The 22,641-nt window shown below is 65.9% G+C and carries 18 protein-coding genes; 12 read left to right on the top strand and 6 right to left on the bottom strand.

Translation table 11 applies throughout. From position 1 onward, the window contains the following. Positions 1-18 precede the first annotated feature (18 nt). Both A9974_RS16930 and A9974_RS16925 read right to left on the bottom strand, forming a co-directional pair. Complete coding sequence (locus A9974_RS16930; protein WP_183005332.1) at positions 19-627, bottom strand: HAD family hydrolase; 609 nt, start codon at positions 625-627, stop codon at positions 19-21. Next, entirely contained in the window at positions 624-1,613 is a 990-nt protein-coding gene (locus A9974_RS16925) for an SIS domain-containing protein (RefSeq protein WP_183005331.1), read from the bottom strand. The genes A9974_RS16930 and A9974_RS16925 overlap by 4 nt, the downstream gene beginning before the upstream one ends. A 105-nt stretch (positions 1,614-1,718) precedes the next feature. Here A9974_RS16925 and purT point away from each other — a divergent pair, with 105 nt between their 5' ends. The 8 genes from purT (at position 1,719) to A9974_RS16885 (ending at position 10,838) form a co-directional block, all read left to right on the top strand. After that, the gene (gene purT, locus A9974_RS16920; RefSeq protein ID WP_183005330.1) at positions 1,719-2,936 is read left to right on the top strand and encodes a formate-dependent phosphoribosylglycinamide formyltransferase; all 1,218 of its coding nucleotides are present in this window, start codon (positions 1,719-1,721) and stop codon (positions 2,934-2,936) included. A gap of 302 nt (positions 2,937-3,238) precedes the next feature. Then, entirely contained in the window at positions 3,239-3,784 is a 546-nt protein-coding gene (locus A9974_RS16915) for a GbsR/MarR family transcriptional regulator (RefSeq protein WP_025141037.1), read from the top strand. A gap of 127 nt (positions 3,785-3,911) precedes the next feature. Further along, positions 3,912-5,486: a cytochrome ubiquinol oxidase subunit I gene (locus tag A9974_RS16910; RefSeq protein ID WP_183005329.1), complete on the top strand. Its 1,575-nt coding sequence runs from the start codon at positions 3,912-3,914 to the stop codon at positions 5,484-5,486. A gap of 13 nt (positions 5,487-5,499) precedes the next feature. After that, entirely contained in the window at positions 5,500-6,654 is a 1,155-nt protein-coding gene (cydB, locus tag A9974_RS16905) for a cytochrome d ubiquinol oxidase subunit II (protein ID WP_183005328.1), read from the top strand. A gap of 15 nt (positions 6,655-6,669) precedes the next feature. Beyond that, a complete protein-coding gene (cydX, locus tag A9974_RS16900; RefSeq protein WP_183005327.1) occupies positions 6,670-6,795 on the top strand; it encodes a cytochrome bd-I oxidase subunit CydX in 126 nt (41 codons plus the stop codon). Positions 6,796-6,872: 77 nt separating this feature from the next. After that, entirely contained in the window at positions 6,873-8,537 is a 1,665-nt protein-coding gene (gene cydD, locus A9974_RS16895) for a thiol reductant ABC exporter subunit CydD (protein ID WP_255468207.1), read from the top strand. Next, positions 8,534-10,231 (top strand): thiol reductant ABC exporter subunit CydC, encoded by a 1,698-nt coding sequence (cydC, locus tag A9974_RS16890; protein WP_183005325.1) that lies wholly within the window; start codon positions 8,534-8,536, stop codon positions 10,229-10,231. The genes cydD and cydC overlap by 4 nt, the downstream gene beginning before the upstream one ends. Before the next feature lie 55 nt (positions 10,232-10,286). Next, positions 10,287-10,838, top strand: a complete 552-nt coding sequence (locus A9974_RS16885; protein WP_025141043.1) for an adenine phosphoribosyltransferase — start codon at positions 10,287-10,289, stop codon at positions 10,836-10,838. Positions 10,839-10,873: 35 nt separating this feature from the next. Here A9974_RS16885 and A9974_RS16880 read toward each other — a convergent pair whose 3' ends face one another. Continuing rightward, complete coding sequence (locus A9974_RS16880) at positions 10,874-11,764, bottom strand: LysR family transcriptional regulator (RefSeq protein ID WP_183005324.1); 891 nt, start codon at positions 11,762-11,764, stop codon at positions 10,874-10,876. A gap of 384 nt (positions 11,765-12,148) precedes the next feature. Between A9974_RS16880 and A9974_RS16875 the strand changes: the two genes are divergently transcribed. Next, positions 12,149-12,532 (top strand): DUF4148 domain-containing protein, encoded by a 384-nt coding sequence (locus A9974_RS16875; RefSeq protein WP_183005323.1) that lies wholly within the window; start codon positions 12,149-12,151, stop codon positions 12,530-12,532. Between the two features lie 434 nt (positions 12,533-12,966). Beyond that, entirely contained in the window at positions 12,967-14,079 is a 1,113-nt protein-coding gene (locus tag A9974_RS16870; RefSeq protein WP_183005322.1) for a porin, read from the top strand. Positions 14,080-14,241: 162 nt separating this feature from the next. On the opposite strand, the gene ilvA is transcribed toward A9974_RS16870, so the two are convergent. After that, a complete protein-coding gene (gene ilvA, locus A9974_RS16865) occupies positions 14,242-15,750 on the bottom strand; it encodes a threonine ammonia-lyase, biosynthetic (protein ID WP_183005321.1) in 1,509 nt (502 codons plus the stop codon). Between the two features lie 167 nt (positions 15,751-15,917). Between ilvA and A9974_RS16860 the strand changes: the two genes are divergently transcribed. Continuing rightward, a complete protein-coding gene (locus A9974_RS16860) occupies positions 15,918-16,478 on the top strand; it encodes a YqaA family protein (RefSeq protein WP_183005320.1) in 561 nt (186 codons plus the stop codon). A gap of 132 nt (positions 16,479-16,610) precedes the next feature. Further along, the gene (locus A9974_RS16855; protein WP_183005319.1) at positions 16,611-20,573 is read left to right on the top strand and encodes an FAD/FMN-binding oxidoreductase; all 3,963 of its coding nucleotides are present in this window, start codon (positions 16,611-16,613) and stop codon (positions 20,571-20,573) included. 85 nt (positions 20,574-20,658) lie between these two features. Here A9974_RS16855 and A9974_RS16850 read toward each other — a convergent pair whose 3' ends face one another. Both A9974_RS16850 and A9974_RS16845 read right to left on the bottom strand, forming a co-directional pair. Next, a complete protein-coding gene (locus A9974_RS16850; RefSeq protein WP_183005318.1) occupies positions 20,659-21,627 on the bottom strand; it encodes a tripartite tricarboxylate transporter substrate binding protein in 969 nt (322 codons plus the stop codon). Positions 21,628-21,712: 85 nt separating this feature from the next. Then, positions 21,713-22,432 carry a YggS family pyridoxal phosphate-dependent enzyme gene (locus A9974_RS16845; protein WP_183005317.1) on the bottom strand — a complete coding sequence of 240 codons (720 nt, stop codon included), beginning with the start codon at positions 22,430-22,432 and terminating at the stop codon, positions 21,713-21,715. Positions 22,433-22,641 lie beyond the last annotated feature (209 nt).

The raw sequence follows: 22,641 nt of genomic DNA, 5'->3' as shown, positions 1-22,641 counted from the left end.
GGGCGTGGTTAGGGGCGCTTACTGGATGGCGCCCGGGCCGAGCAGGCCCGGCGCCGCCAGGAATCCGCCCAGGCGGCCCTGGGAGGCCAGCAGCAGGTCGCAGCATTCGCGCACCGCGCCGCCGCCGCCGGGCTGTGTGGCGATCCAGTGGGCCGCTTGGCTGACATAGCCGGGCGCGTTCGGCACGCTGGCCGCGAAGCCGGCGCGTTGCATGGCCGGCAGGTCAATGATGTCATCGCCCATGTAGCCGGTCTGGTTCAGTTGGACCGCGCTGCGCTGCGCAAGTTCGGCCAGCGCCGAGCCTTTGTCCCGCACGCCCTGCATGACCTCGGAAATGCCCAGCTCGGCGGCGCGGCGCGCCACGATGGGGCCGGAGCGGCCGGTCATCAGCGCGACCTTCAGGCCGCCTTCCATCAAGAGGCGCAGCCCATGGCCGTCGAGCGCGTGGAAACGCTTGAGCGCTTCGCCGGTTTCGCTGTAATAGAGGCTGCCGTCGGTCAGGACGCCGTCCACGTCGAACACCATCAGGCGCACCGCGGCGGCGCGTTCGCGCACGGCGGGGGCAATGCGGGCCAGGACCAGCGCTTCGGCCGGGTGGGTGATCGAAGTAGGAAGAGTCATAGTCATACCACTTTTGCAGCCATCAGGTCGTGCATGTGCAGGGCGCCGAGCAGGGCGCCGTCGGCGTCCAGCACCAGCATGTGATTGAGTCGTTGGTCATCCATCTGGCGCGCGGCTTCGACGGCCAGCGCGTCCGGATTGACGCTGCGCGGCGAGCGGGTCATGCCCTCGTCGACCGTCAGGCTGCGGATGTCGCCGTAGCGCGCGATCAGGCGGCGCAGGTCGCCGTCGGTGAAGATGCCCAGGGGGCGGTGTTGCGGGTCGGTGACCACCGTCATGCCCATGCCCTTGGCGGACATGACTTCGAGCGCTTGCGACACCGGCGTGCCGGCCGCCACGATGGGCAGGGCGTCGCCCTGGCGCATGACGTCGCGCACGTGGGTCAGCAGACGGCGGCCCAGCGCGCCGCCGGGATGCGAGCGCGCGAAATCCTGAGGGCCGAAGCCGCGGGCTTCCAGGCAGGCCACGGCCAGGGCATCGCCCAGGGCCAGGGCCGCGGTAGTGCTGGCGGTGGGCGCCAGGTTCAGCGGGCAGGCTTCCTGGGCCACGCTGGCGTCCAGGTGGACGTCGGCCAGGCTGGCCAGTTCGGATTGCGGGTTGCCGGTGATGGCGACCAGGCCGGCGCCCATGCGGCGGGCCACCGGCAGGATGGTCAGCAATTCCTGGCCGGAGCCCGAATAGGAAATGGCGATCAGCACGTCGTCGCGGGTGATCATGCCCAGGTCGCCGTGCACGGCTTCGGCGGCGTGCACGAAGAAGGCGGGCGTGCCGGTGGATGCCAGGGTCGCGGCGATCTTGCGGGCGACGTGGCCGGTCTTGCCGATGCCGCTGACGACCACGCGGCCACGGCATGCCAGCAGCATGGCGACAACCTGCGTGAAACTGTCGTCCAGGCGGGCGGACAGGTCCAAGATGCCCTGGCTTTCGATTTGCAGCGTCCGGCGGGCAGATGCCAGCGCGGTGTCGGACGATGTGGTGGGATGGTCGGTCATCAGGGGATTTTAATATCAGGTTGCGGGTTTGCCCCGGGCAGGGGGGTATGGCATCCTGGCGGCTCTTTTATCCGGCTATCAATCTTTCCTTTCCAGGCCCGCTCCATGTCCAGCATTCCCAGCCCCGTCCTTGGCACGCCCCTGTCCCCCCTGGCCACCCGAGTCATGCTGCTCGGATCGGGCGAATTGGGCAAAGAGGTCATCATCGCCCTGCAAAGGCTGGGCGTGGAAGTCATTGCGGTGGATCGGTATGCCGACGCGCCGGGCCATCAGGTGGCGCACCGCGCGCATGTGGTGTCGATGACGGACCCGGAAGCCCTGAAACGGGTCATCCAGCAAGAGCAGCCGCACGTTATTGTCCCCGAAATCGAGGCCATTGCCACCAGTTTGCTGGTAGAACTGGAATCGGCGGGCGTGGCGCGGGTCACCCCGACCGCCCGGGCGGCCCAGTTGACCATGAACCGGGAGGGCATCCGCCGCCTGGCCGCCGAGACCCTGGGCCTGCCCACCTCGCCCTACCGTTTTGTCGACACCGAAGACGAATTGCGCCAGGCCATCGATGGCGGCATCGGTTATCCCTGCGTCATCAAGCCGGTCATGTCCTCCTCGGGCAAAGGCCAGTCCGTGATCAAGAGCGCCGACGACGTGGCGTCCGCCTGGCGTTACGCCCAGGAAGGCGGCCGGGTGGGCGGCGGCCGCGCCATCGTCGAGGGCTTTATCCGTTTCGACTACGAAATCACCCTGCTGACCGTCCGGGCGCGCGGCGCCGACGGCCAGGTCGAGACCCGCTACTGCGAGCCGATCGGCCACAAGCAGGTCGACGGCGACTACGTCGAAAGCTGGCAGCCGCATCCCATGTCGCCGGCCGCCCTGCAGCGCTCGCGCGATATCGCGCTGGCGGTCACGTCCGAATTGGGCGGCCTGGGGATCTTCGGCGTCGAGCTGTTCGTGGCCGGCGACCAGGTCTGGTTCTCGGAAGTCAGTCCGCGTCCGCATGACACCGGCATGGTCACCATGATCACGCAGGCCCAGAACGAATTCGAGCTGCACGCCCGCGCCCTGCTGGGCCTGCCGGTGGACACCTCGCTGCGCCAGCCCGGCGCCAGCAGCGTCATCTACGGCGGCGTCGATGCACAGGCCGTGTCGTTCCATAACGTGGCGCAGGCCCTGGCTGAACCCGGCACCGATATCCGCCTGTTCGGCAAGCCCGAATCCTTCGTCCGCCGCCGCATGGGCGTGGGCCTGGCCGTGGCCGAGGATGTCGCCGCCGCGCGCGCCAAGGCCAAGCGCGTGTCCGCCGCCGTGACCGTCAAGGCCGGCTGACCCCGCCTTCGGGCGTTGCCGCCAGCGCCTAGACCGCCCGGTCTTCCTCGGGCCTGTGCCACCCAGCCTTGCTGGCCGGTGGCTTTTTTTCGTCGTTCGCCTGCAACAAAAGCGGCTTGTTTCCAGGGGCCGGGCCCCATACCGCCTCGCGCTTGCGGGGATACCCCTTCCAGTAGTGTGGTTTGCGCTTTCGCACAGTTTATTCGATAATTTCAGGAATTACTGAAATCGGCGTAACCATTTATATCCGACCATTCAGGTCGGGAAATGCCGCCGTTGTTGCCGACTGGCCTGGATTGCTCATGGTGCTTACTCCTCAAAACGAACGTTTCGTCCTGCACTTCGGCGAAATGGGCAGCCGTTGGGGCGTGAACCGCACCGTCGGCCAGATCTACGCCTTGCTGTTCCTGTCGCCCGAGCCCCTGCACGCCGACGACATCGCCGAAACGCTGGGTTTTTCCCGTTCCAACGTCAGCCTGGGGCTCAAAGAGCTGCAGTCCTGGCGCCTGGTCAAGCTGGTGCACCAGGTCGGCGACCGCCGCGACTACTTCGAAACGCCCAAGGACGTGTGGGAGATCTTCCGCATCCTCATGGAAGAGAAGCGCAAGCGCGAAATCGATCCCACCCTGACCCTGTTGCGCGACACGCTGCTCGAGCCGCCCTCCGGCCCGAACGAGGCCTATGCGCAGCAGCGCATGACCGAAATGCTGGAGCTCATCGAACTATCCACCGGGTGGTTCGATGAGGTTCAACGCCTGCCGCCCGAGACGCTGCAGAACCTGATGAAGCTGGGTTCAAAAGTGCAGAAGGTGCTTGGATTCGCCGGCAAATTGCGGGGCAAGAGCTGATTTCGATCTGCCCCGATTTTTCAGGAAACCTCTATGAAGTTGTATACATCGCCCGTATCATGGCGCGAGAGACGGCCTGGGAACCATGCCGGTTGCTGTGGCTACTCACCTGCATGGGAGCGCCCCAATGATTGATCTCGACGTCGTGAACCTGTCGCGATTCCAGTTTGCCGCGACCGCGCTTTACCACTTCCTTTTCGTCCCCCTCACGCTCGGCCTGTCGTTCATCCTGGCCATCATGGAAAGCGTGTACGTCATGACCGGCCGCCCCATCTGGAAGCGGATGACCATGTTCTGGGGCACCTTGTTCGGCATCAACTTCGCGCTGGGCGTGGCCACGGGCGTGGTCATGGAGTTCCAGTTCGGTATGAACTGGTCCTACTACAGTCACTACGTCGGCGACATCTTCGGCGCGCCGCTGGCGCTCGAAGGGCTGATGGCTTTCTTCCTGGAAGCCACCTTCGTCGGCCTGTTCTTCTTCGGCTGGAACCGCATGTCCAAGGTCAGTCACCTGGTGGTGACCTGGCTGGTGGCGTTCGGCACCAACTTCTCGGCGCTGTGGATCCTGATCGCCAACGGCTGGATGCAGAACCCGGTCGGTTCCGTGTTCAATCCGGACACGATGCGCATGGAAATGACCGACTTCGCCGCGGTGATCTTCAACCCGGTGGCCCAGGCCAAGTTCGTGCACACGGTCAGCGCGGGCTACGTGGCCGGCGCCATGTTCGTGATGTCGATCAGCGCCTGGTACCTGCTCAAGGGCCGTCACACCGACCTGGCCAAGCGCTCGATGGCGGTAGCCGCCAGCTTTGGCCTGGCATCCGCCTTGTCGGTGGTCGTGCTGGGCGACGAAAGCGGCTATCTCACCACTGAACACCAGAAGATGAAGATCGCGGCCATGGAGTCCATGTGGCACACCGAGCCGGCGCCCGCGTCCTTCAACCTGATCGCGATTCCCAACCAGGCCGAGCGCAAGAACGACTTCGCCATCGAGATCCCGTACGTCATGGGCATCATCGGCACGCGTTCATTGACCACGCCGCTGCTGGGCATCGACGACCTGATCCTGCGCGCCGAAAACCGCATCCGCGATGGCATGGTGGCGTATGACGCCTTGCAGAAGATCCGCGCCAATCCCAAGGATACCGACGCGCGCATGGTGTTCGACCGCACCTGGCCGGACCTGGGCTACGCGCTGTTGGTCAAGCGGCACCAGCCCGACATGAGCAAGGTCACCGAAGACGACATCAAGAAGGCGGCCGTGGACACCGTGCCGAACGTGGCGCCGCTGTTCTGGGCGTTCCGCGTCATGGTGGCCGTGGGCATGTACCTGATCCTGTTCTTCGGCGTGGCGTTCTGGCTGGCCTCGCGTGGCCGTCTGGACAGCCGGCGCGGCCTGCTTAAGGTGGCGCTGTGGAGCCTGCCGTTGCCGTGGGTCGCCATTGAAAGCGGATGGTTCGTGGCCGAATACGGCCGCCAGCCGTGGGTGATCGAAGGTGTGCTGCCGACCTACTACGCGGCATCCGGCCTGACCATCGCCGACCTGGCCATCAGCCTGGCGATCTTCCTGGTGCTGTACACGGTGCTGCTCATCATCGGCGTGAAGGTGATGCTGCATGCCATCAAGGCCGGACCGAAATCCGACGCGCCCGCGCCTGCTGGCGCCGCCGCCGATCCTGTCCGCGCCGCCGTGCGCGCTTAAGGGGAGAGAAGCCATGGATACCCTTATTCCTTTTGACTACGCCACCCTGCGAGTGGTCTGGTGGGCGCTGCTGGGCGCGCTGCTGATCGGTTTTGCCGTCATGGACGGCTTCGACCTGGGCGTGGCCGCGCTGTTGCCCGTCGTGGCCAAGACGGACGCCGAGCGGCGCGTGGTGATCAACGTGGTCGGCCCCGTGTGGGAAGGCAACCAGGTGTGGCTGATCACCGCGGGCGGCGCCATCTTCGCCGCCTGGCCGCTGCTCTACGCGGCCTCGTTCTCGGGCTTCTACCTGGCGATGATGCTGGCGTTGATCGCGCTGATCCTGCGTCCCGTGGGGTTCAAGTACCGCAGCAAGATGGAAGGCACCCGCTGGCGCAACACCTGGGACGGCGTGCTGTGCTTCTCGGGCGTGGTGGCCTCGCTGGTATTCGGTGTGGCGGTGGGCAACATCATCCTGGGCGTGCCGTTCACGTTCGACGGCAATGCGCTGCGCATGATCTACGAAGGCCATTTCTACCAGCTGTTCACGCCCTTCGCGCTGCTGTGCGGTGTGTTGAGCGTGGTGATGCTGGCCATGCACGGCGCCGTGCTGCTGGCGTGGCGCACCGAAGACCCGATCTCGTCGCGGGCCCGCAATTGGGGGCGCCTGGGCGCGTTGCTGACGCTGGCGCTGTTCATCGCGGGCGGTTTTTGGGTGGCCGGCGGCATTGGCGGCCATACCATCACCAGCGCGGTCGACATGCAGGGGCCGTCGGATCCGATGCTCAAGACGGTGGCGGTCCAGACAGGCGCCTGGATGACCAACTATGCTACCTGGCCGCTGATGTGGATCGCGCCCGCGCTGGGCGTGGCCGGCGCCGTGCTGGTGCTGCTGTTCCTGACGCTGCGCGCCAACGTGCTGTCGTTCCTGGCGTCGGCGGTGTCGATCGCCGGCGTGATCCTGACGGTCGGCTTTTCGCTGTTCCCGTTCCTGATGCCGTCGTCGACCAACCCCAAGGCCGGCCTGACGGTCTGGGACGCGTCGTCCAGCCACATGACGCTGTGGATCATGGTGATCGCCGTTGTCATCTTCCTGCCCATCGTGACGATCTACACCGCCTGGGTGTACCGCGTCATGCGCGGCAAGGTGACCCACGAATCCGTGGGCGACACGCCCAATTCATACTGACAAGGAGCCTGCCCCATGTGGTATTTCTCGTGGATACTCGGCCTGGGATTGGCGTGTGCGTTCGCCATCCTCAACGCCATGTGGTTCGAGCTGCGCGAAGGTCACTCGCATGACCCGCGCGCCAGCCGTGCAGACGAGTGAGCGGCGGCGCTAGCAGCCTCGAGCACGACCCGTCGGCAAGCCTGCGCAAACCGCCGCGCGAACAGTCGCGCTGGTTGATGTCGCTGGCGAAAGCGGCCCGGTTCCCGCTGATGCTGGCGGGCGCCGCGCCGCTGGTGTCGGGCGGCCTGCTGGTGGTGCAGGCCTGGCTGCTGGCCAATGTGCTGGATGCCGCAATCGTCAAGCAGGCGCCGCGCCAGGAATTGCTGGGCGGCATCCTGACCATCGCGGCGCTGATGGCACTGCGCGCCTGTATCACCTGGGCCGGCGAACGCGCGGGGGCGGACGCTTCCGAGCGCATCAAGCGCCATGTGCGCCAGGCGCTGTTCGTGCGCCTCTTGCACAAAGGCCCCGACTGGAGCCGCAAGCGGGCCTCGGGCGAAATCGCCAGTGCGCTGGTGGACCAGGTCGAGGCGCTTGATGGCTTTTTTGCCAAGTACCTGCCAGCCATGGCCGCCGCGGCGCTGCTGCCGGTGGCGTTTGCTGTCGTGCTGTTGCCCGTGGATGTGGTGGCGGGCTTGGTGCTCCTGATCACCGCGCCGCTGATACCGCTGTTCATGGCGCTGGTGGGGTGGGGCGCGCAGGGCGCCAGCCGGCGCCATTTGCGGGCCTTTGCCCGCCTGTCGGGCTTTTTCGCCGACCGGCTGCGAGGCCTGTCCACCCTGAAGCTCTATGGCCGCGCCGAGGCCGAGGCGGCCTCGGTCGTCGCGGCCAGCGATGCGCTGCGCCAACGCACCATGTCGGTGTTGCGCATCGCCTTCCTGTCCTCGGCGGTGCTGGAATTCTTCGCGGCCCTGGGCGTGGCCGGCGTGGCCGTGTATATCGGCTTGACCTATCTGGGTTTTCTGGATGTGCGCTGGTCGCCGCTGACGCTGCAGGCCGGGCTGTTCTGCCTGCTGATGGCGCCCGAGGTCTATGCGCCGCTGCGCCAGTTCGCGGCGCACTATCACGACCGCGCCGCGGCGCTGGCCGCGGTGACGCAGATATCCACCTTGTTCGACGGCTTGCCGCAAGACGAGTCGGCGGCGGCCGAGTCCGCGGTGCCCGTGGCATTCGCGCCGGGCGGCGCGGCCCTGGCGGTTGCGGGCTTGACCATGGCCGCTACCGGGCGCCCGCAGCCCGTGTTGTCCGAGGCCGCGTTGTCGTTGGCGCCGGGCGAACATGCGGCGCTGATGGGGCCCAGCGGTATCGGTAAATCAACGCTGATCGAAGCCATCGCGCGGCTGCGGCCCAGCGTGGGTGACGTCAGTATCGACGCCACGCCGCTAAGCCAGTGGTGTGAAGCCGACCTGCGCGCGCGCGTGGCCTTGATCGGCCAGCAGCCGCAATTGCTGGCGGGGTCCATCGCCGACAACATCCGCCTGGGCCGGCCAGCCGCGTCCGATGCCGACGTGCTCGAAGCCGCGCGCCGCGCCTGCGTGCTGGAATTTGCATCCAGCCTGCCGCAAGGGCTGGATACGCCGCTAGGCAGTCGCGGGCATGGTCTGTCGGGCGGCCAGGCGCAACGCGTGGCATTGGCGCGGCTGTTCCTGCGCGATCCTGGCCTGATCCTGCTGGACGAGCCCACGGCCCATCTGGACGACGCGACGCAGACTCGCGTGCTCGATGAAATCCTGAAGTTTGCCGCCGGCCGCACGTTGCTGCTGGCCACGCACTCGCCGGCGGTCGCGGCGCGCCTGCCGCGGGTGTTGCGCATTGCCGACGCGAAAGTGAAAGACGTATGAAGAACCTGCTGTTGCTGCTGCCTTTGTACGTGCGCCGAAAGAGCGGCCTCCTGCTCGCCTTGTTCTGCGCCTTGGCCACGGTGGCAGCGGGCGTCGGCCTGCTGGGCGTGTCGGGCTGGTTCTTGACCGGCGCGGCGCTGGCCGGCGCGGGCGGCGCCTTCAACCTGTTCGCGCCGTCGGCGCTGGTTCGAGGGCTATCGTTCCTGCGCATCGTGTCGCGCTACGCGGACCGCGTGGTGGGCCATTCGGCCACGCTGCGTTTGCTGGCGGATTTGCGTGCCACGGTGTTCAACGCCTTGATACGGCTGACACCGCGTCAATTGGCGCGTTACCGCAGCGGCGACCTGGTGGCGCGCATGACGGGCGACGTCGATGCGCTCGATACCGTGTTCCTGTTCGTGCTGGCGCCGCTGGCCACGGCTATCCTGGCCGGTGCGGTGCTGACCGCGGTGCTGGGCTACTGGGTGCCGGCCGCCGCGCTGGCATTTGCCCTGGCGCTGTTCACCGCCTGCGTGCTGGTGCCGCTGTGGCTGGTGCGCGCCGCGCGCAAGCCCGGCGTGGCCGCGCAGGAAAGCGCGGCGGGGCTGCGCGCCGCGACGCTGGATGCAGTGGACGGCCACGCCGATATGGTGGCGCTGCATGCGCAAGCGCAGACCTGTGCGCATTTCGAGCAGTTGTGCGAGGCTAGCGCGCGGGCGCGGGCCAGCCAGGCGCGCGTTGCCGCGCGCGGCCAATGGTTTCTGCAGGCCGCAGCGGGCGTATCGGTGCTGGCGCTGCTGTGGTTTGGCCTGGATACCTATCAGGCAGGCACGTTGGAAGGCCCGCTGTTGGTCGGCCTGCTGTTGGCGGTCATCGGCATCTTCGAGGTGGCGGGGCCCATCATGCGCGGCGCCTCGCGCATGGGGTCGGCGCTGTCGGCCGCCGCGCGCATCCGCGACGTGGCCCAGCGCGAACCAGATATGTCCGACCCCGCCGTGCCCAGCCCGCTGCCGCAACGCGGCGCGCTGGAGCTGGATGCCGTGGATTTCTCCTATCCCGCGCGGACGCAAGGCGAACCGCCCGCGGTGCTGCGCAATCTGGAGTTGCGCGTGGAACTGGGCGAGCGTGTCGCAATCATCGGCGAAAGTGGCGCGGGCAAATCCACACTGTTGCATCTGCTGCTGCGCCTGGAAGATCCGCAAGCGGGTCATGTGCGCTATGGCGGCGTGGATGCGCGCGCCTGCGCCCAGGCCGACTGGCACCGGCGCATCGCGCTGCTGTCGCAGGATGCGCCGGTATTCCTGGGCACCCTGCGCACCAATCTGCTGATCGGCGATCCCCTGGCCGACGATGCCGCGCTGTGGCGGGCGCTGGATGCCGCGCGTCTGGGAGAATTTGTGCGCGGCCTGCCCGACGGGCTGGATACCTGGGCCGGAGAAACCGGCTCGCAGCTGTCCGCCGGACAGGCCCGGCGCCTGTGCCTGGCGCGGGCGTTGCTGTCGCCGGCGGCGGTCATCGTGCTCGATGAACCCACGGCGGGGCTGGATGTGACAACCGAGGCCGAATTCTTCCGCGACCTGGGGCCGGCGACGCAGGGACGCAGCGTGGTGCTGGCCACGCATGCCGTGTTGCCGCCCGGCGCGGTCGACCGTTGCTGCGCGCTGCGCGACGGCCGGCTTTATGAATTGTCATCTCGGGCGGCAATCCTGGCTTAAGCGCGGTGGCGAGGTTATAGTTCGCCTTGCTTCAATTCTTCAGGGCCGTCTTACCATGCAGACCGACAACGCCGAGTACATCCGGCGCACTATCCGCAGCGTTCCAGACTGGCCCCAACCTGGTGTCATTTTTCGCGACATCACGCCCGTGCTGCAGGATCCCCGTGCGTTCCGGGTCCTGATCGATCTCTTCGTCTACCGTTACATGCGCCAGCGCCTGGACCTGGTGGCCGGCGTGGATGCGCGCGGCTTCATCATCGGCAGCGTGCTCGCCTACGAACTGAACCTGGGTTTCGTGCCGGTACGCAAAAAGGGCAAGCTGCCCTATCGCACCGTGGCCGAGGAGTATTCGCTGGAATACGGCAACGCGTCGGTCGAAATGCACACCGATTCCGTGCGTACCGGCCAACGTGTCCTGCTGGTGGACGACCTGATCGCCACCGGCGGCACCATGCTGGCGGCCATCAAGCTGCTGCAGCGCCTGGGCGCCAATGTGGTCGAGGCCGCCGCGATCATCGACCTGCCTGACCTGGGCGGTTCGGCCAAGGTCGCGGCGACAGGCACGCCGCTCTATACGGTCTGTAAATACGATAGCGAGACCGCCTAGGCCGAATCCCGGCCCGAACCCTGGGCAGGCGTTGCTCAGGTGTCGGACAGGCGCGGCTGGATGAAGTCCAGGAACGCCTTGGTCTTGGCAGGCAGCATGCGCGAAGGCAGCAGGGCGAACAAGGGCAGCGGCGTGAGGCTCCAGTCGGGCAGCACGCGCACCAGGCCGGTTTCCTTGATCGCGCGTTCCATCGCATCGAACACCAGCAGCGGCGTAATGCCCAGGCCTTGTCCGGCCAGGCGTCCCAGCATGCCGACGTTATTGGCCGACAGACGGCCTGACACCTGCACGCGTTCAGCCTTCTCGCCCGAATGCAGCATCCAGAAGGATGACTCCTCGCGCATCGTGGGGCGCAGGCATTCGTGATGGCTCAAGTCGGCCGGCACGCGCGGTTCGCCATGGCGGGCCAGGTAGTCGGGCGACGCATACAGCTGGTGGGCCATCAGCACGATCTTGCGCGAGATCAGGCTGGAGTCGGGCTGTTGGCCGAAGCGCAGGATCAGGTCGAACGGATTGCTGATGGGATCGATCGGCCGCATGCTCAGATCGAAATCGCATTCGATATCGGGATGCTGTTCGCGGAATTCACGGATTACGGCGGGCAGGAACAGCTGCGCCAGGCTGGTGGGCAGGGAAATGCGCAGGCGCCCCTTGGGTTGCACCGCCATGTCCAGCAACTGGTCGTGCGCGATGCGGGCTTCTTCGACGATGTGGCGGCAGCGCTCGAAGTAGATGGCGCCGGCCTCGGTCAGGTCGATCTTGCGGGTGCTGCGATTGAGCAGGCGCATGCCTACGCTGCGTTCCAGCTCGCTGACGCGGCGCGACAGCGTGGAGGTCGGAATATTCAAGGCCTCGGCGGCATGGCTGAAGTTCTTGCGCTTGGCGACTTCGACAAACAACGCGATGTCGTTAAGCTGGATATCCATGAGGCCCTCGAAAGTCAAAATTCCATTTCTGGTAGGTTTGTATCATAAATGGAATTATTGTCCCGGCAGTGGAAATGTCTATTTAGCCACACCGAACGAACCGTGTGCCACGCGGCGGATTCATCTTCCGTTACCTAACTGGCTTGCCGCTGAACGCCTGCCACCCATGGCGCCATGGGTGCACGCAAGACGATTGCGCAATTGATGAGCAGGTTGTGCCGGATACACCCTGCAATTGTTCCATCAGTGCAAATATGTTCCCCAAATTAAGGGTTTTTACTAGGGCCTAATAACCAGATACTTCGTCCCAGCAATCAAATTGTCATATCGCAGTTGCCGCCCTGGCAGCCGACGGTATGCAAGGTTTAGGATGGAGTCATCACAATGAAAGCCCTAGCTACCGCCCTCATGGTTACCGCAACGCTGGTGGGCATGTCCGCCGCTCACGCCGACGGCAAGACCCGCGAACAGGTTCAGCAGGAATTGCAGGCCGCCAAGGCCGCCGGCCAAGTCACGTTCGGCGAACAGGATTACCCGCCCGCTCTTCCCCAGCAGACCAGCCTGTCGCGCGACCAGGTCCAGCAAGAACTGCAAAGCGCCAAGGTTGCCGGCCAGGTGACCAGCGGTGAACTGGATTACCCGCCCCGCGCGGCAGCGTCGCAGTCGGTCGGCAAGACCCGCGAGCAAGTGCGCGAAGAGCTGGCCCAGGCCAAGGCCCGCGGCGAATACACCTTTGGTGAGCTGGACTACCCGCCCAAGGGCCGTTGAGCCGGCACGCCTGCCGTGATCCGGACAGAGCCCCTGGCGCGACCAGGGGTTTTTTGTCTCGGGATGGCAGGCCGGGGCGGCGCCGCTTGTCGTGTTTATGCCGCAAAAACTGTGCGGCCGGCGCAACAGGTGATGTCGTGGCATCGACGTATCGGCAGGCGCGCCAGCCTCGCGGTAGCGCAATTGCGAGCAAGACTTCACATTTGATATCAAGGCGTTAACGCGGCTTTTTACCCGCTTTGACGCGTCCCGCGGCGGGCATTATCCCACCCATGGAAAGTAGTTCGTCGAAATCCGGGTTACTTCAAATTGTTCCAAGATCGACACTAGATCCAGTGCACAGGCCGCTCGCTTTTTCGTAGCGGCACGCAGACAGCGGCGGCTTCGCCGCGTGGGTGCGTATTGCCTTTTATCTTGCCATTTTGGGGACTTTTATGAAGAAGACGCTATTGGCTGCTGCGTTGCTGGCGGCCTCCGCCGGCGCGGCGCAAGCCGCCGACTCCGTGACCTTGTACGGCTTGATCGACGCCGGTGTCGGTTACGAGCAGGTGAAGTTCGACGGCGCCAAGCAAAGCCGCTTTGGCGGTGTGCAGGGCGTGAGCAGCGGCTCGCGTTTCGGCCTGCGTGGCACCGAGGACCTGGGCGACGGCCTGCGCGCCGTGTTCAACCTGGAAGCCGGCTTTGGCCCGATGAATGGCCAATCGCTGCAAGGCGGCCGCCTGTGGGGGCGCCAAGCCACCGTCGGCCTGGACAGCGACAGCTGGGGCCGTCTGGAATTCGGCCGTCAGACCAACCTGGCCTCGAAGTACTTCGGTTCGATCGACCCGTTCTCGATCAGCTACAACACCGCCAACCTGGGTACCACGTTCGGTAGCGCCAACACGATGCGTCTGGACAACATGGTCCTGTACCAAACTCCCAGCATGGGTGGTTTCAAGGCAGGCGTGGGCTATTCGTTCAGCGCCGATGATACGGTCAATGATGCCAAGCAGACGGGTTTTGCCACGGGCAACAACAACCGCGTCATCACTGCGGGCGTGCAATACGTGAATGGCCCGTTGAACCTGGCGGCCGCCTATGACCGCTTCGATCCGTCCAACGACCGCGCCGGCGGCCAATCGGATGCGCGCATCCAGGAATACATCATCGGCGGTTCGTACGACTTCGAAGTGGTGAAGCTGGCCGCGGCCTTTGGCCAGACCCGCGACGGCTGGTTCATCGGCCAGAACATGGGCACCACGCCTGACGGCATGCAGAAGCTGGGCTCGTTCAAGCTGGCTGACGGCTTCCGCGCCAACTCGTACATGATCGGCGCTACCGTGCCGCTGGGCCGCCACGCGATCTTCGGTTCGTGGCAGCGCGCCACGGCGAGCAACGACAAGCTGACCGGCGATGACGCAACGTTCAACGTCTACAGCCTGGGCTACACCTACGACTTCACCAAGCGCACCAACCTGTACGCGTACGCCTCGTACGGCGACAACTACGCATTCCAGAAGGATGCGCGCGACACCGCTTTCGCCGTGGGTGTGCGTCACCGTTTCTAAGCCAAAGCCAGTCCGGCTGCACCTTGCTGAATGCGCGGCACATTCTCCGTGAGCCGCCGAGTGACAGCGAACCCCCCCTTCAGGTTGCAGCCGGGCGGGTCTTGAGCAAAGAAGGGAAGGGCCTCCATCTGGAGGCCCTCTCGTTTTTTGGCGGCGGCGGATTTACAGGAACAGCTTGTAGGCCGGGTTCTCGGTCTCGTTCCAGTGCGGATAACCCAGTTCGGCGACGAAATTGCGGAATTGCTTCTTGTCGGCCGCGGGCACCTGGATGCCGATCAGGATGCGGCCGTAGTCGGCGCCCTGGTTGCGGTAGTGGAACAGGCTGATGTTCCAGTCCGGGTTCATCGCGTTCAGGAAGCGCATCAGCGCGCCCGGCCGTTCCGGGAACTCGAAGCGGTACAGCAGTTCGTCGCGCGCTTGCGCGGAACGTCCGCCGACCATGTGGCGCAAGTGGGTCTTGGCCATTTCGTCGTGCGTCAGGTCCAGCGTATCGAAGCCATGGCGGCGGAAGTGGCTGGCGATCTTGTCGGGTTCCGCGGGCGACGAGACCTGCAGGCCCACGAACACGTGGGCGCGGTCGGAATCGGAGATGCGGTAGTTGAACTCGGTGACGCTGCGCTCGCCCACCAATTCGCAGAAGCGGCGGAAGCTGCCGCGCTGCTCGGGCATGGTGACGGCGAACACGGCTTCGCGCATTTCACCGACTTCGGCGCGCTCGGCCACGAAGCGCAGGCGGTCGAAATTCATGTTGGCGCCGCAGGCAATCGCCACCAGGGTCTTGCCCTTCAGATTGTGCTCGGCGGCGTATTGTTTGGCGCCGGCCACGGCCATGGCGCCGGCGGGTTCCAGCACGCTGCGGGTGTCCTGGAACACGTCTTTGATGGCGGCGCAGATGGAATCGGTGTCCACCACCACGAAGTCGTCGACGTACTTGCGCGTGAGCTTGAAGGTTTCGGCGCCCACCATCTTGACGGCGGTGCCGTCCGAGAACAGGCCCACGTCATTCAATTGCACCCGGCGGCCAGCGCGCACGCTGCGCAACATGGCGTCGGAATCTTCGGTCTGCACGCCGATGATCTTGATGTCCGGCCGTAACTGCTTGATGTAGGTGGCCACGCCGGCGATCAGCCCGCCGCCGCCGATGGCCACGAAGATGGCGTCGATGGGGCCGGGGTGCTGGCGCAGGATTTCCATGCCCACCGTGCCCTGGCCGGCGATCACGTCGGGATCGTCGAATGGGTGCACGAAGGTCAGTTTTTCTTTCTTTTCAAGCACCTGCGCATGGGCGTAGGCATCGGAGAAGCTCTCGCCGGCCAGCACCACTTCGCCGCCCAGGCGGCGCACCGCGTCAACCTTGACCTGCGGGCTGGTGGTGGGCATGACGATGACGGCGCGGCAGCCCAGGCGGCTGGCGGCCAGCGCCACGCCTTGCGCATGGTTGCCCGCCGACGCGGCGATGACGCCGCGATTGCGCGCGGCGGGCGTCAGGTTGGCCATCTTGTTGTAGGCCCCGCGCAGCTTGAAGCTGAATACCGCCTGGGTATCTTCGCGCTTGAGCAGAATCGTGTTCGACAGGCGCTGCGACAGCAGCGGCGCGGCTTCGAGCGGCGATTCGACCGCGACGTCGTAGACCTTCGAGGTCAGGATGCGTTTCAGATAATCAGTGGACATGGACTGCGCTTGGGGTAGGGGCCAGGAAGAAGGGCCGCGAGGGCGTGGGGCTGATTATTGCAGGGAAAACCGCGCAGCCCTGCCGTTTTTCGGCGGTTTCGGCATGGGCCGGACGCATGGCACGAGGCAGCGGGCCAAGTCGTCACACGGCTACACTCGCCAGCACTATGGAAGAAAGTCTCCTCTTTGCCGTTCATTGGCTGCTGGACCTGCTGGCCTTGCCGTCGGTAGGCCTGTCAGCCATCTTCACCGTCTCGCTGATCTCGGCCACCTTGCTGCCGCTCGGGTCCGAGCCAGCGGTGTTCGGCTATATCAAGCTGTCTCCCGACATGTTCTGGCCGGCGATCCTGGTCGCCACGGCGGGCAACACCATCGGCGGGGCGATCAGCTACGCGATGGGGGTAGGCGCGGAAAAAGCCGTCCATCGCTGGAAAGCGGAGCGGGCCGCCACGCCGCACCCGGCCGTCGCGCAAACGCATCCCGGCACCACCCCCGATGGCCGCATGCGCGGCCGCTGGAACGAGCGGGCCCACGCCTGGATTCACCGCATGGGGCCACCGGCCTTGTTGCTGTCGTGGCTGCCGGTAGTGGGCGATCCGCTGTGCGCGGTGGCAGGCTGGCTGCGGCTGCCGTTCTGGCCCTCCGTGGCGTACATGGCCATCGGCAAATTCCTGCGCTATCTCGCCATGACCGCCAGTCTGCTGTGGTTTTTCCCGGGGCAGGTCTGAATCTGACGAAAAGCTTAATAAGGGACGTATTAAGTCGGAATCTTCCTGTTTTCGAGCGTTTCCCTGGGGGTATTCGGGGGCAGGTCCGGACAATGGCATAAAATAATTTTTTAAGGGCCCCCTCTTGCCGCCATGAACGCCCCACTCGCTAGCCACATCTTGAACGGGGCGATGCCGCCCGCCGCTCCCGCGCGACTGCGCGAAATCCCCTACAACTACACGTCGTTTTCCGACCGCGAGATTGTCGGCCGGCTGCTGGGCGATGACGCCTGGAGCCTCCTGGGCGACCTGCGCGGCGAACGCCGCACGGGGCGTTCCGCGCGGATGCTGTACGAAGTGCTGGGCGACATCTGGGTGGTGCGCCGCAATCCCTATCTGCAGGACGACCTGCTCGACAACCCCAAGCGCCGCAAGCAGCTGATCGATGCGCTGCACCATCGCCTGGGTGAAATCGACCGCCGCCGCGAACCCGGCGCGCCGGCCGAGGCGGGCCACGATCCGCACCGCGACGAAAAAGTGGTCGGGTTGCTGGCCCGGGCCCGTTCGGCCATCGCCGCGTTCGAGGGCGAGTTCGACCAGACCGCCATGCTGCGCAAGCAGGCGCAAAAGGTGCTGGGCCGCATCACGGCGCGCGACAACATCAAGTTCGACGGCCTGTCGCGCGTGTCCCACGTCACCGACGCCACCGACTGGCGCGTCGAGTATCCATTCGTGGTGCTGACGCCGGACAGCGAAGACGAGATCGCCGCACTGGTGACGGCCTGTATCGAACTGGGCCTGACCATCGTGCCGCGTGGCGGCGGCACCGGCTACACCGGCGGCGCCATTCCGCTGACCTGGAAGTCCGCCGTCATCAACACCGAAAAATTCGACAAGCTCGGCAAGGTCGAGTCCTGTATCTTGCCCGGGCTGACCGAACCCGTGGCGGTCATCCATGCCGGCGCCGGCGTGGTGACCAAGCGCGTTTCCGAAGCCGCCGAGGCGGCCGGTTTCGTGTTCGCGGTGGATCCGACCTCGGCCGAAGCCTCGTGCGTGGGCGGCAACATCGCCATGAACGCCGGCGGCAAGAAGGCCGTGCTGTGGGGCACCGCGCTGGATAACCTGGCCTGGTGGCGCATGGTGGATCCGGACGGCAACTGGCTCGAAGTCACCCGCCTGGCGCACAACATGGGCAAGATCCACGACGTGGACATGGCCCGCTTCGAACTCAAGTGGTTCGACGGCCGCGCCAAGCCGGGCGAGCGCCTGCTCAAGACCGAGACGCTGGAAATCGCCGGCCGCGTCTTCCGCAAGGAAGGCCTGGGCAAGGACGTCACCGACAAGTTCCTGGCCGGCCTGCCGGGCATCCAGAAAGAAGGCTGCGACGGCCTCATCACGTCGGCGCGCTGGGTGCTGCATCGCATGCCCAAGCACACCCGCACGGTCTGCATGGAATTCTTCGGCCAGGCGCGCGACGCCATCCCGTCGATCGTCGAGGTCAAGGGCTACCTGGACGGCGAAGGCCGCGCCCGCGGCGCCATCCTGGCCGGCCTTGAGCACCTGGACGAACGCTATCTGCGCGCGGTGGGCTACGCCACCAAGAGCAAGCGCGGCTCGCTGCCCAAGATGGTCCTGATCGGCGACATCGTCGGCGACGACGACGACGCCGTGGCCGCGGCCGCCAGCGAAGTCGTGCGGCTGGCCAACACCCGCCACGGCGAAGGTTTCGTGGCGGTCAGCGCCGAAGCCCGCAAGAAATTCTGGCTGGACCGCTCGCGCACCGCCGCCATCGCCCGCCACACCAACGCCTTCAAGATCAACGAAGACGTCGTGATCCCGTTGCCCCGCATGGGCGAATACACGGATCACATCGAGCGCATCAATATCGAACTGTCGACCCGCAACAAGCTGCGGTTGCTGGACGCGCTGGACGACTACCTCTGTACGCCGCTGCCGTTGGGCAAGGCGGAAGACGCGGCCGACGACGACGAAACCCGCGCCCAGGTGCTGGCCGAGCGCACGCGCCAGGCCATCGACCTGCTGGCGGGCGCGCGCCAACGCTGGCAATGGCTGCTGGACAACCTGGACCTGCCGCTGGCGCAAGCCATGCCGCAGCTGGACGGCCTGGGCCTGACGCCCGTGGCCGCCGCGCTGGCCGAGCGCCTGGCGGCCCAGCCGCAGGCGCGCGTGTTCGACGTGGTGCAGGACCGCACGATCCGCGTGTCCTGGAAAACCGAAGTCCTGGCCGGCCTGCAGGCCGCGTTCTCGGGCGCGGCGCGCAAGCCCATCCTGGATGAGCTGGTGGCCATCCATGGCCGGGTGCTCAAGAGCCGCGTGTTCGTGGCCCTGCACATGCACGCCGGCGACGGCAACGTGCACACCAACATCCCGGTCAACTCCGACGATTACGGCATGCTGCAAGAGGCCCACCAGGCCGTCGAACGCATCATGCAGATCGCGCGCGACCTGGACGGCGTGATCTCGGGCGAGCATGGCATCGGCCTGACCAAGTACGAATTCCTGACCGAGGCCGAACTGGCCCCGTTCCAGGACTACAAGCGCCGCGTCGATCCCAACGGCCACTTCAACGCCGGCAAGCTGATGCCCGGCGCCGACCTGCGCCACGCCTGGACGCCCAGCTTCAACCTGATGGGCCACGAGTCGCTGATCATGCAGCAAAGCGACATCGGCGCCATTTCGGATTCGATCAAGGACTGCCTGCGTTGCGGCAAGTGCAAGCCGGTGTGCGCCACCCACGTGCCGCGCGCCAACCTGCTGTATTCGCCCCGCAACAAGATCCTGGCGACCTCGCTACTGGTCGAAGCCTTTCTGTACGAAGAGCAGACCCGCCGCGGCGTCAGCTTGAAGCACTGGGAAGAATTCGAAGACGTGGCCGACCATTGCACGGTCTGCCACAAGTGCTACAACCCCTGTCCGGTCGACATCGACTTTGGCGACGTGTCGATGAACATGCGCGCCGTGCTGCGCCGCATGGGCCGCAAGTCGTTCAACCCGGGCACGGCCAGCGCCATGTTCTTCCTGAACGCCAAGGACCCGGCCACCATCAACGCCACCCGCAAGGCGATGGTGGGCGTGGGCTACAAGGTGCAGCGCGCCGCGCACGACCTGCTGTCGGGCCTGGTCAAGAAGCAGACCGCCGCGCCGCCCGCCACGGTGGGCAAGCCGCCGCTGCGCGAGCAGGTGGTGCACTTCGTCAACAAGAAGATGCCGGGCGGGCTGCCCAAGCAGGCCGCGCGCAAGCTGCTGGACATCGAAGACGCCAACTACGTGCCGATCATCCGCGACCCCAAGGCCACCACGGCCGACACGGAGGCGGTGTTCTACTTCCCGGGCTGCGGTTCCGAGCGCCTGTTTTCGCAGGTCGGCCTGGCCACCCAGGCCATGCTGTGGCATGCCGGCGTGCAGACCGTGCTGCCGCCGGGCTACCTGTGTTGCGGCTATCCCCAGCGCGGCAACGGCATGACCGACAAGGCCGAGCAGATCATCACCGACAACCGGGTGCTGTTCCACCGCGTCGCCAACACGCTGAACTACCTGGACATCAAGACCGTGGTGGTCAGCTGCGGCACGTGCTACGACCAGCTCTCGGGTTACGAGTTCGACAAGATCTTCCCGGGCTGCCGCCTGATCGACATCCACGAGTACCTGCTCGAAAAGGGCATCAAGCTCGAGGGCGCGAAGGGCGTGCGCTACATGTACCACGACCCCTGCCACACGCCCATGAAGCTGCAGGACCCGATGAAGACCGTGCGTTCGCTGGTGGGCGACGACGCCGTCAAGAGCGATCGTTGCTGCGGCGAATCGGGCACCCTGGCGGTCAGCCGGCCCGACATCTCCACGCAGGTGCGCTTTCGCAAGCAGGAAGAGCTGCTCAAGGGCGATGCCGCGCTGCGCAGCGACGGCTTCACCGGCGACATCAAGGTCCTGACCTCGTGCCCGTCGTGCCTGCAAGGCCTGTCGCGCTATGAAGGCGACACCGGCATGGACGCCGACTACATCGTGGTCGAGATGGCGCGCCATATCCTGGGCGAAGGCTGGATGGAAGACTACGTGCGCCGCGCCAACGCGGGCGGCATCGAGCGCGTGCTGGTCTAGCGGCGGCAGGCCACGCGTTCACCAAAGGCAAACGCGGCCCTCGGGCCGCGTTTGTTCGTGTTCAGGCAGCGCGTGCCGGCGTGGCCTATTCCAGCTTGATATTCGCCTTCTTGATGACGTCCGCCCAGGTGGTGCGCTCTTGTTCGGCGTAGGCCTTGAAGTCCTGCGCCGATAGCGGCATGGGGATGACGCCCATGTCCATCATCTTTTGCGACACGGCGGGCGACTTCAGCGCGGCGTCCAGTTCGGCCGACAGCTTCTTGACCACGGGCTCGGGCAGATTGCCCGGAGCGACCAGGCCTTGCCAGGCGTAGGCGGTGAAATTGGGCACACCCTGTTCGGCCATGGTGGGGGCGTCCGGCAGCACGGCGACGCGCTCGGGCGTGGCCGAGGCCAGCACGCGCAGCTTGCCGGCCTTGACGTTGGGCAGGCCCGCGGCCAGGTCGATGAACATCACGTCCACTTGTCCGCCCAGCAGGTCCTGGATGGCCGGGGCGGCGCCCTTGTACGGCACGTGCAGCAGGTTGGCGCCCGTGCGCTGCTTGAAGAGTTCCAGCGCCAGGTGGTGCGGCGAGCCGGCGCCGGCGGATGCGGCGGTCAGCTTGCCCGGTTCTTTCTTGGCGGCCTGGATCACGTCGTCCACCGTCTTGTAGGGCGAATTGACGTTCACGGCCAGCAGCAGCGGGAACTTGGCGATGCCGCCGATATAGGTGAACTTGGACGGATCGTAGGACAGCTTGGCGTACAGCGACGGGTTGAACGCCAGCGTGCCCGAGTCGGCCGTGCCGATCACGTAGCCGGTGGGCTCGGCTTGCGAGATGGCGGTGGCGCCGATGATGGTGGCCGCGCCGGGGCGGTTTTCGACCACGATGGTCTGGCCCAGCGGCTTTTCAATGCCGCTGGCGACGGTGCGCGCGACTACGTCGGCGCCGCCGCCGGCCGGGTAGGGCACAATCCAGCGGACGGGCTGGGTGGGCCAGGATTGGGCGCAAGCCGCGGTGGCGGCAAGGGATAGGGCGGCCAGCGCCAGCAGGCGCCGTGCGGGTTTGTGCATGGGGTGTCTCCTCGTTTTTTTGCGACGTTATTATGCCCCGCGCCGTGGGCAATATGCGTCTGTTTCGAGCCCCGGATTCAGCGGCTTATTGCGGATCGGGGTAGCTGCGGGCGCCGAAGATGGCGGTGCCGATGCGGACTTCCGTGGAGCCTTCTTCGATCGCCAGCTCGAAGTCGCCGCTCATGCCCATCGAGAGGCGCTCCAGCGACACGCCGGCGATGGCTTGCTGGCGCAACTGGTCGCGCAGTTCGCGCAGCGCCCGGAAGCAGGCCCGCACTTCGGCCGGATCCGGCGAGTTGGCCGCCATGGTCATCAGGCCTTGCACGCGCAGGGTGGGGAATTCGGTTGCGATGCGGCGCAGGAATGCCGGCACGTCGACGGGGTCCATGCCGAACTTGCTGGGCTCGGACGAGGTCTTGACCTGTACCAGCACGTCCAGGGTCCGGCCCTCATTGACCAGGCGGCGGTGCAAGGCCTCGGCCAGGTCGGGCCGGTCCAGCGATTGCAGCTCGGTGGCGTCGCGCGCGGCGTCCTTGGCCTTGTTGGTCTGCAAATGGCCGATCAGTACCCATTGCAGCCCCTGGCCCGCCAGCGCGGCGGCCTTCTGGCGCAGTTCCTGGGTCTTGTTCTCGCCGAAGCGGGTCAGGCCCAGCGCCATGGCTTCGCGGACGGCGTCCACCTCGAACGTCTTGCTCACGGGCAGCAGCGTCACGCTGTCCGGCGCGCGGCCGGCGCGTGCGCAGGCCTGGGCAATGCGTTGCTGGATCTGGGCGAGGCGCCCGGCCATGCTGTCTACAGCGGTCATGCAGCTCTCTTGGGGTCGGAATGTCCCATAGTGTAGGACGTGGTCGGCGAGTTTCGCCACACTCTGCCGTATCGGACCTTATCTCCGTTGACCCTGTTCGATGCGCAGGCTTAGAATTTGTAGATATTTGTTTAGATTTCAATGTTTTAAACCCCCGGCGCCGTCCCCGCGGACAGCGCGGCCTATCCCTTTTCCCTCGTCCCTCTTCG

Origin of the sequence: Achromobacter sp. UMC71 (assembly GCF_014170305.1) — a bacterium.
Taxonomy (GTDB): domain Bacteria; phylum Pseudomonadota; class Gammaproteobacteria; order Burkholderiales; family Burkholderiaceae_B; genus Achromobacter.
The sequence above is the reverse complement of the archived record's forward strand: the minus strand, read 5'-3'. Positions and strand labels throughout refer to the sequence as shown.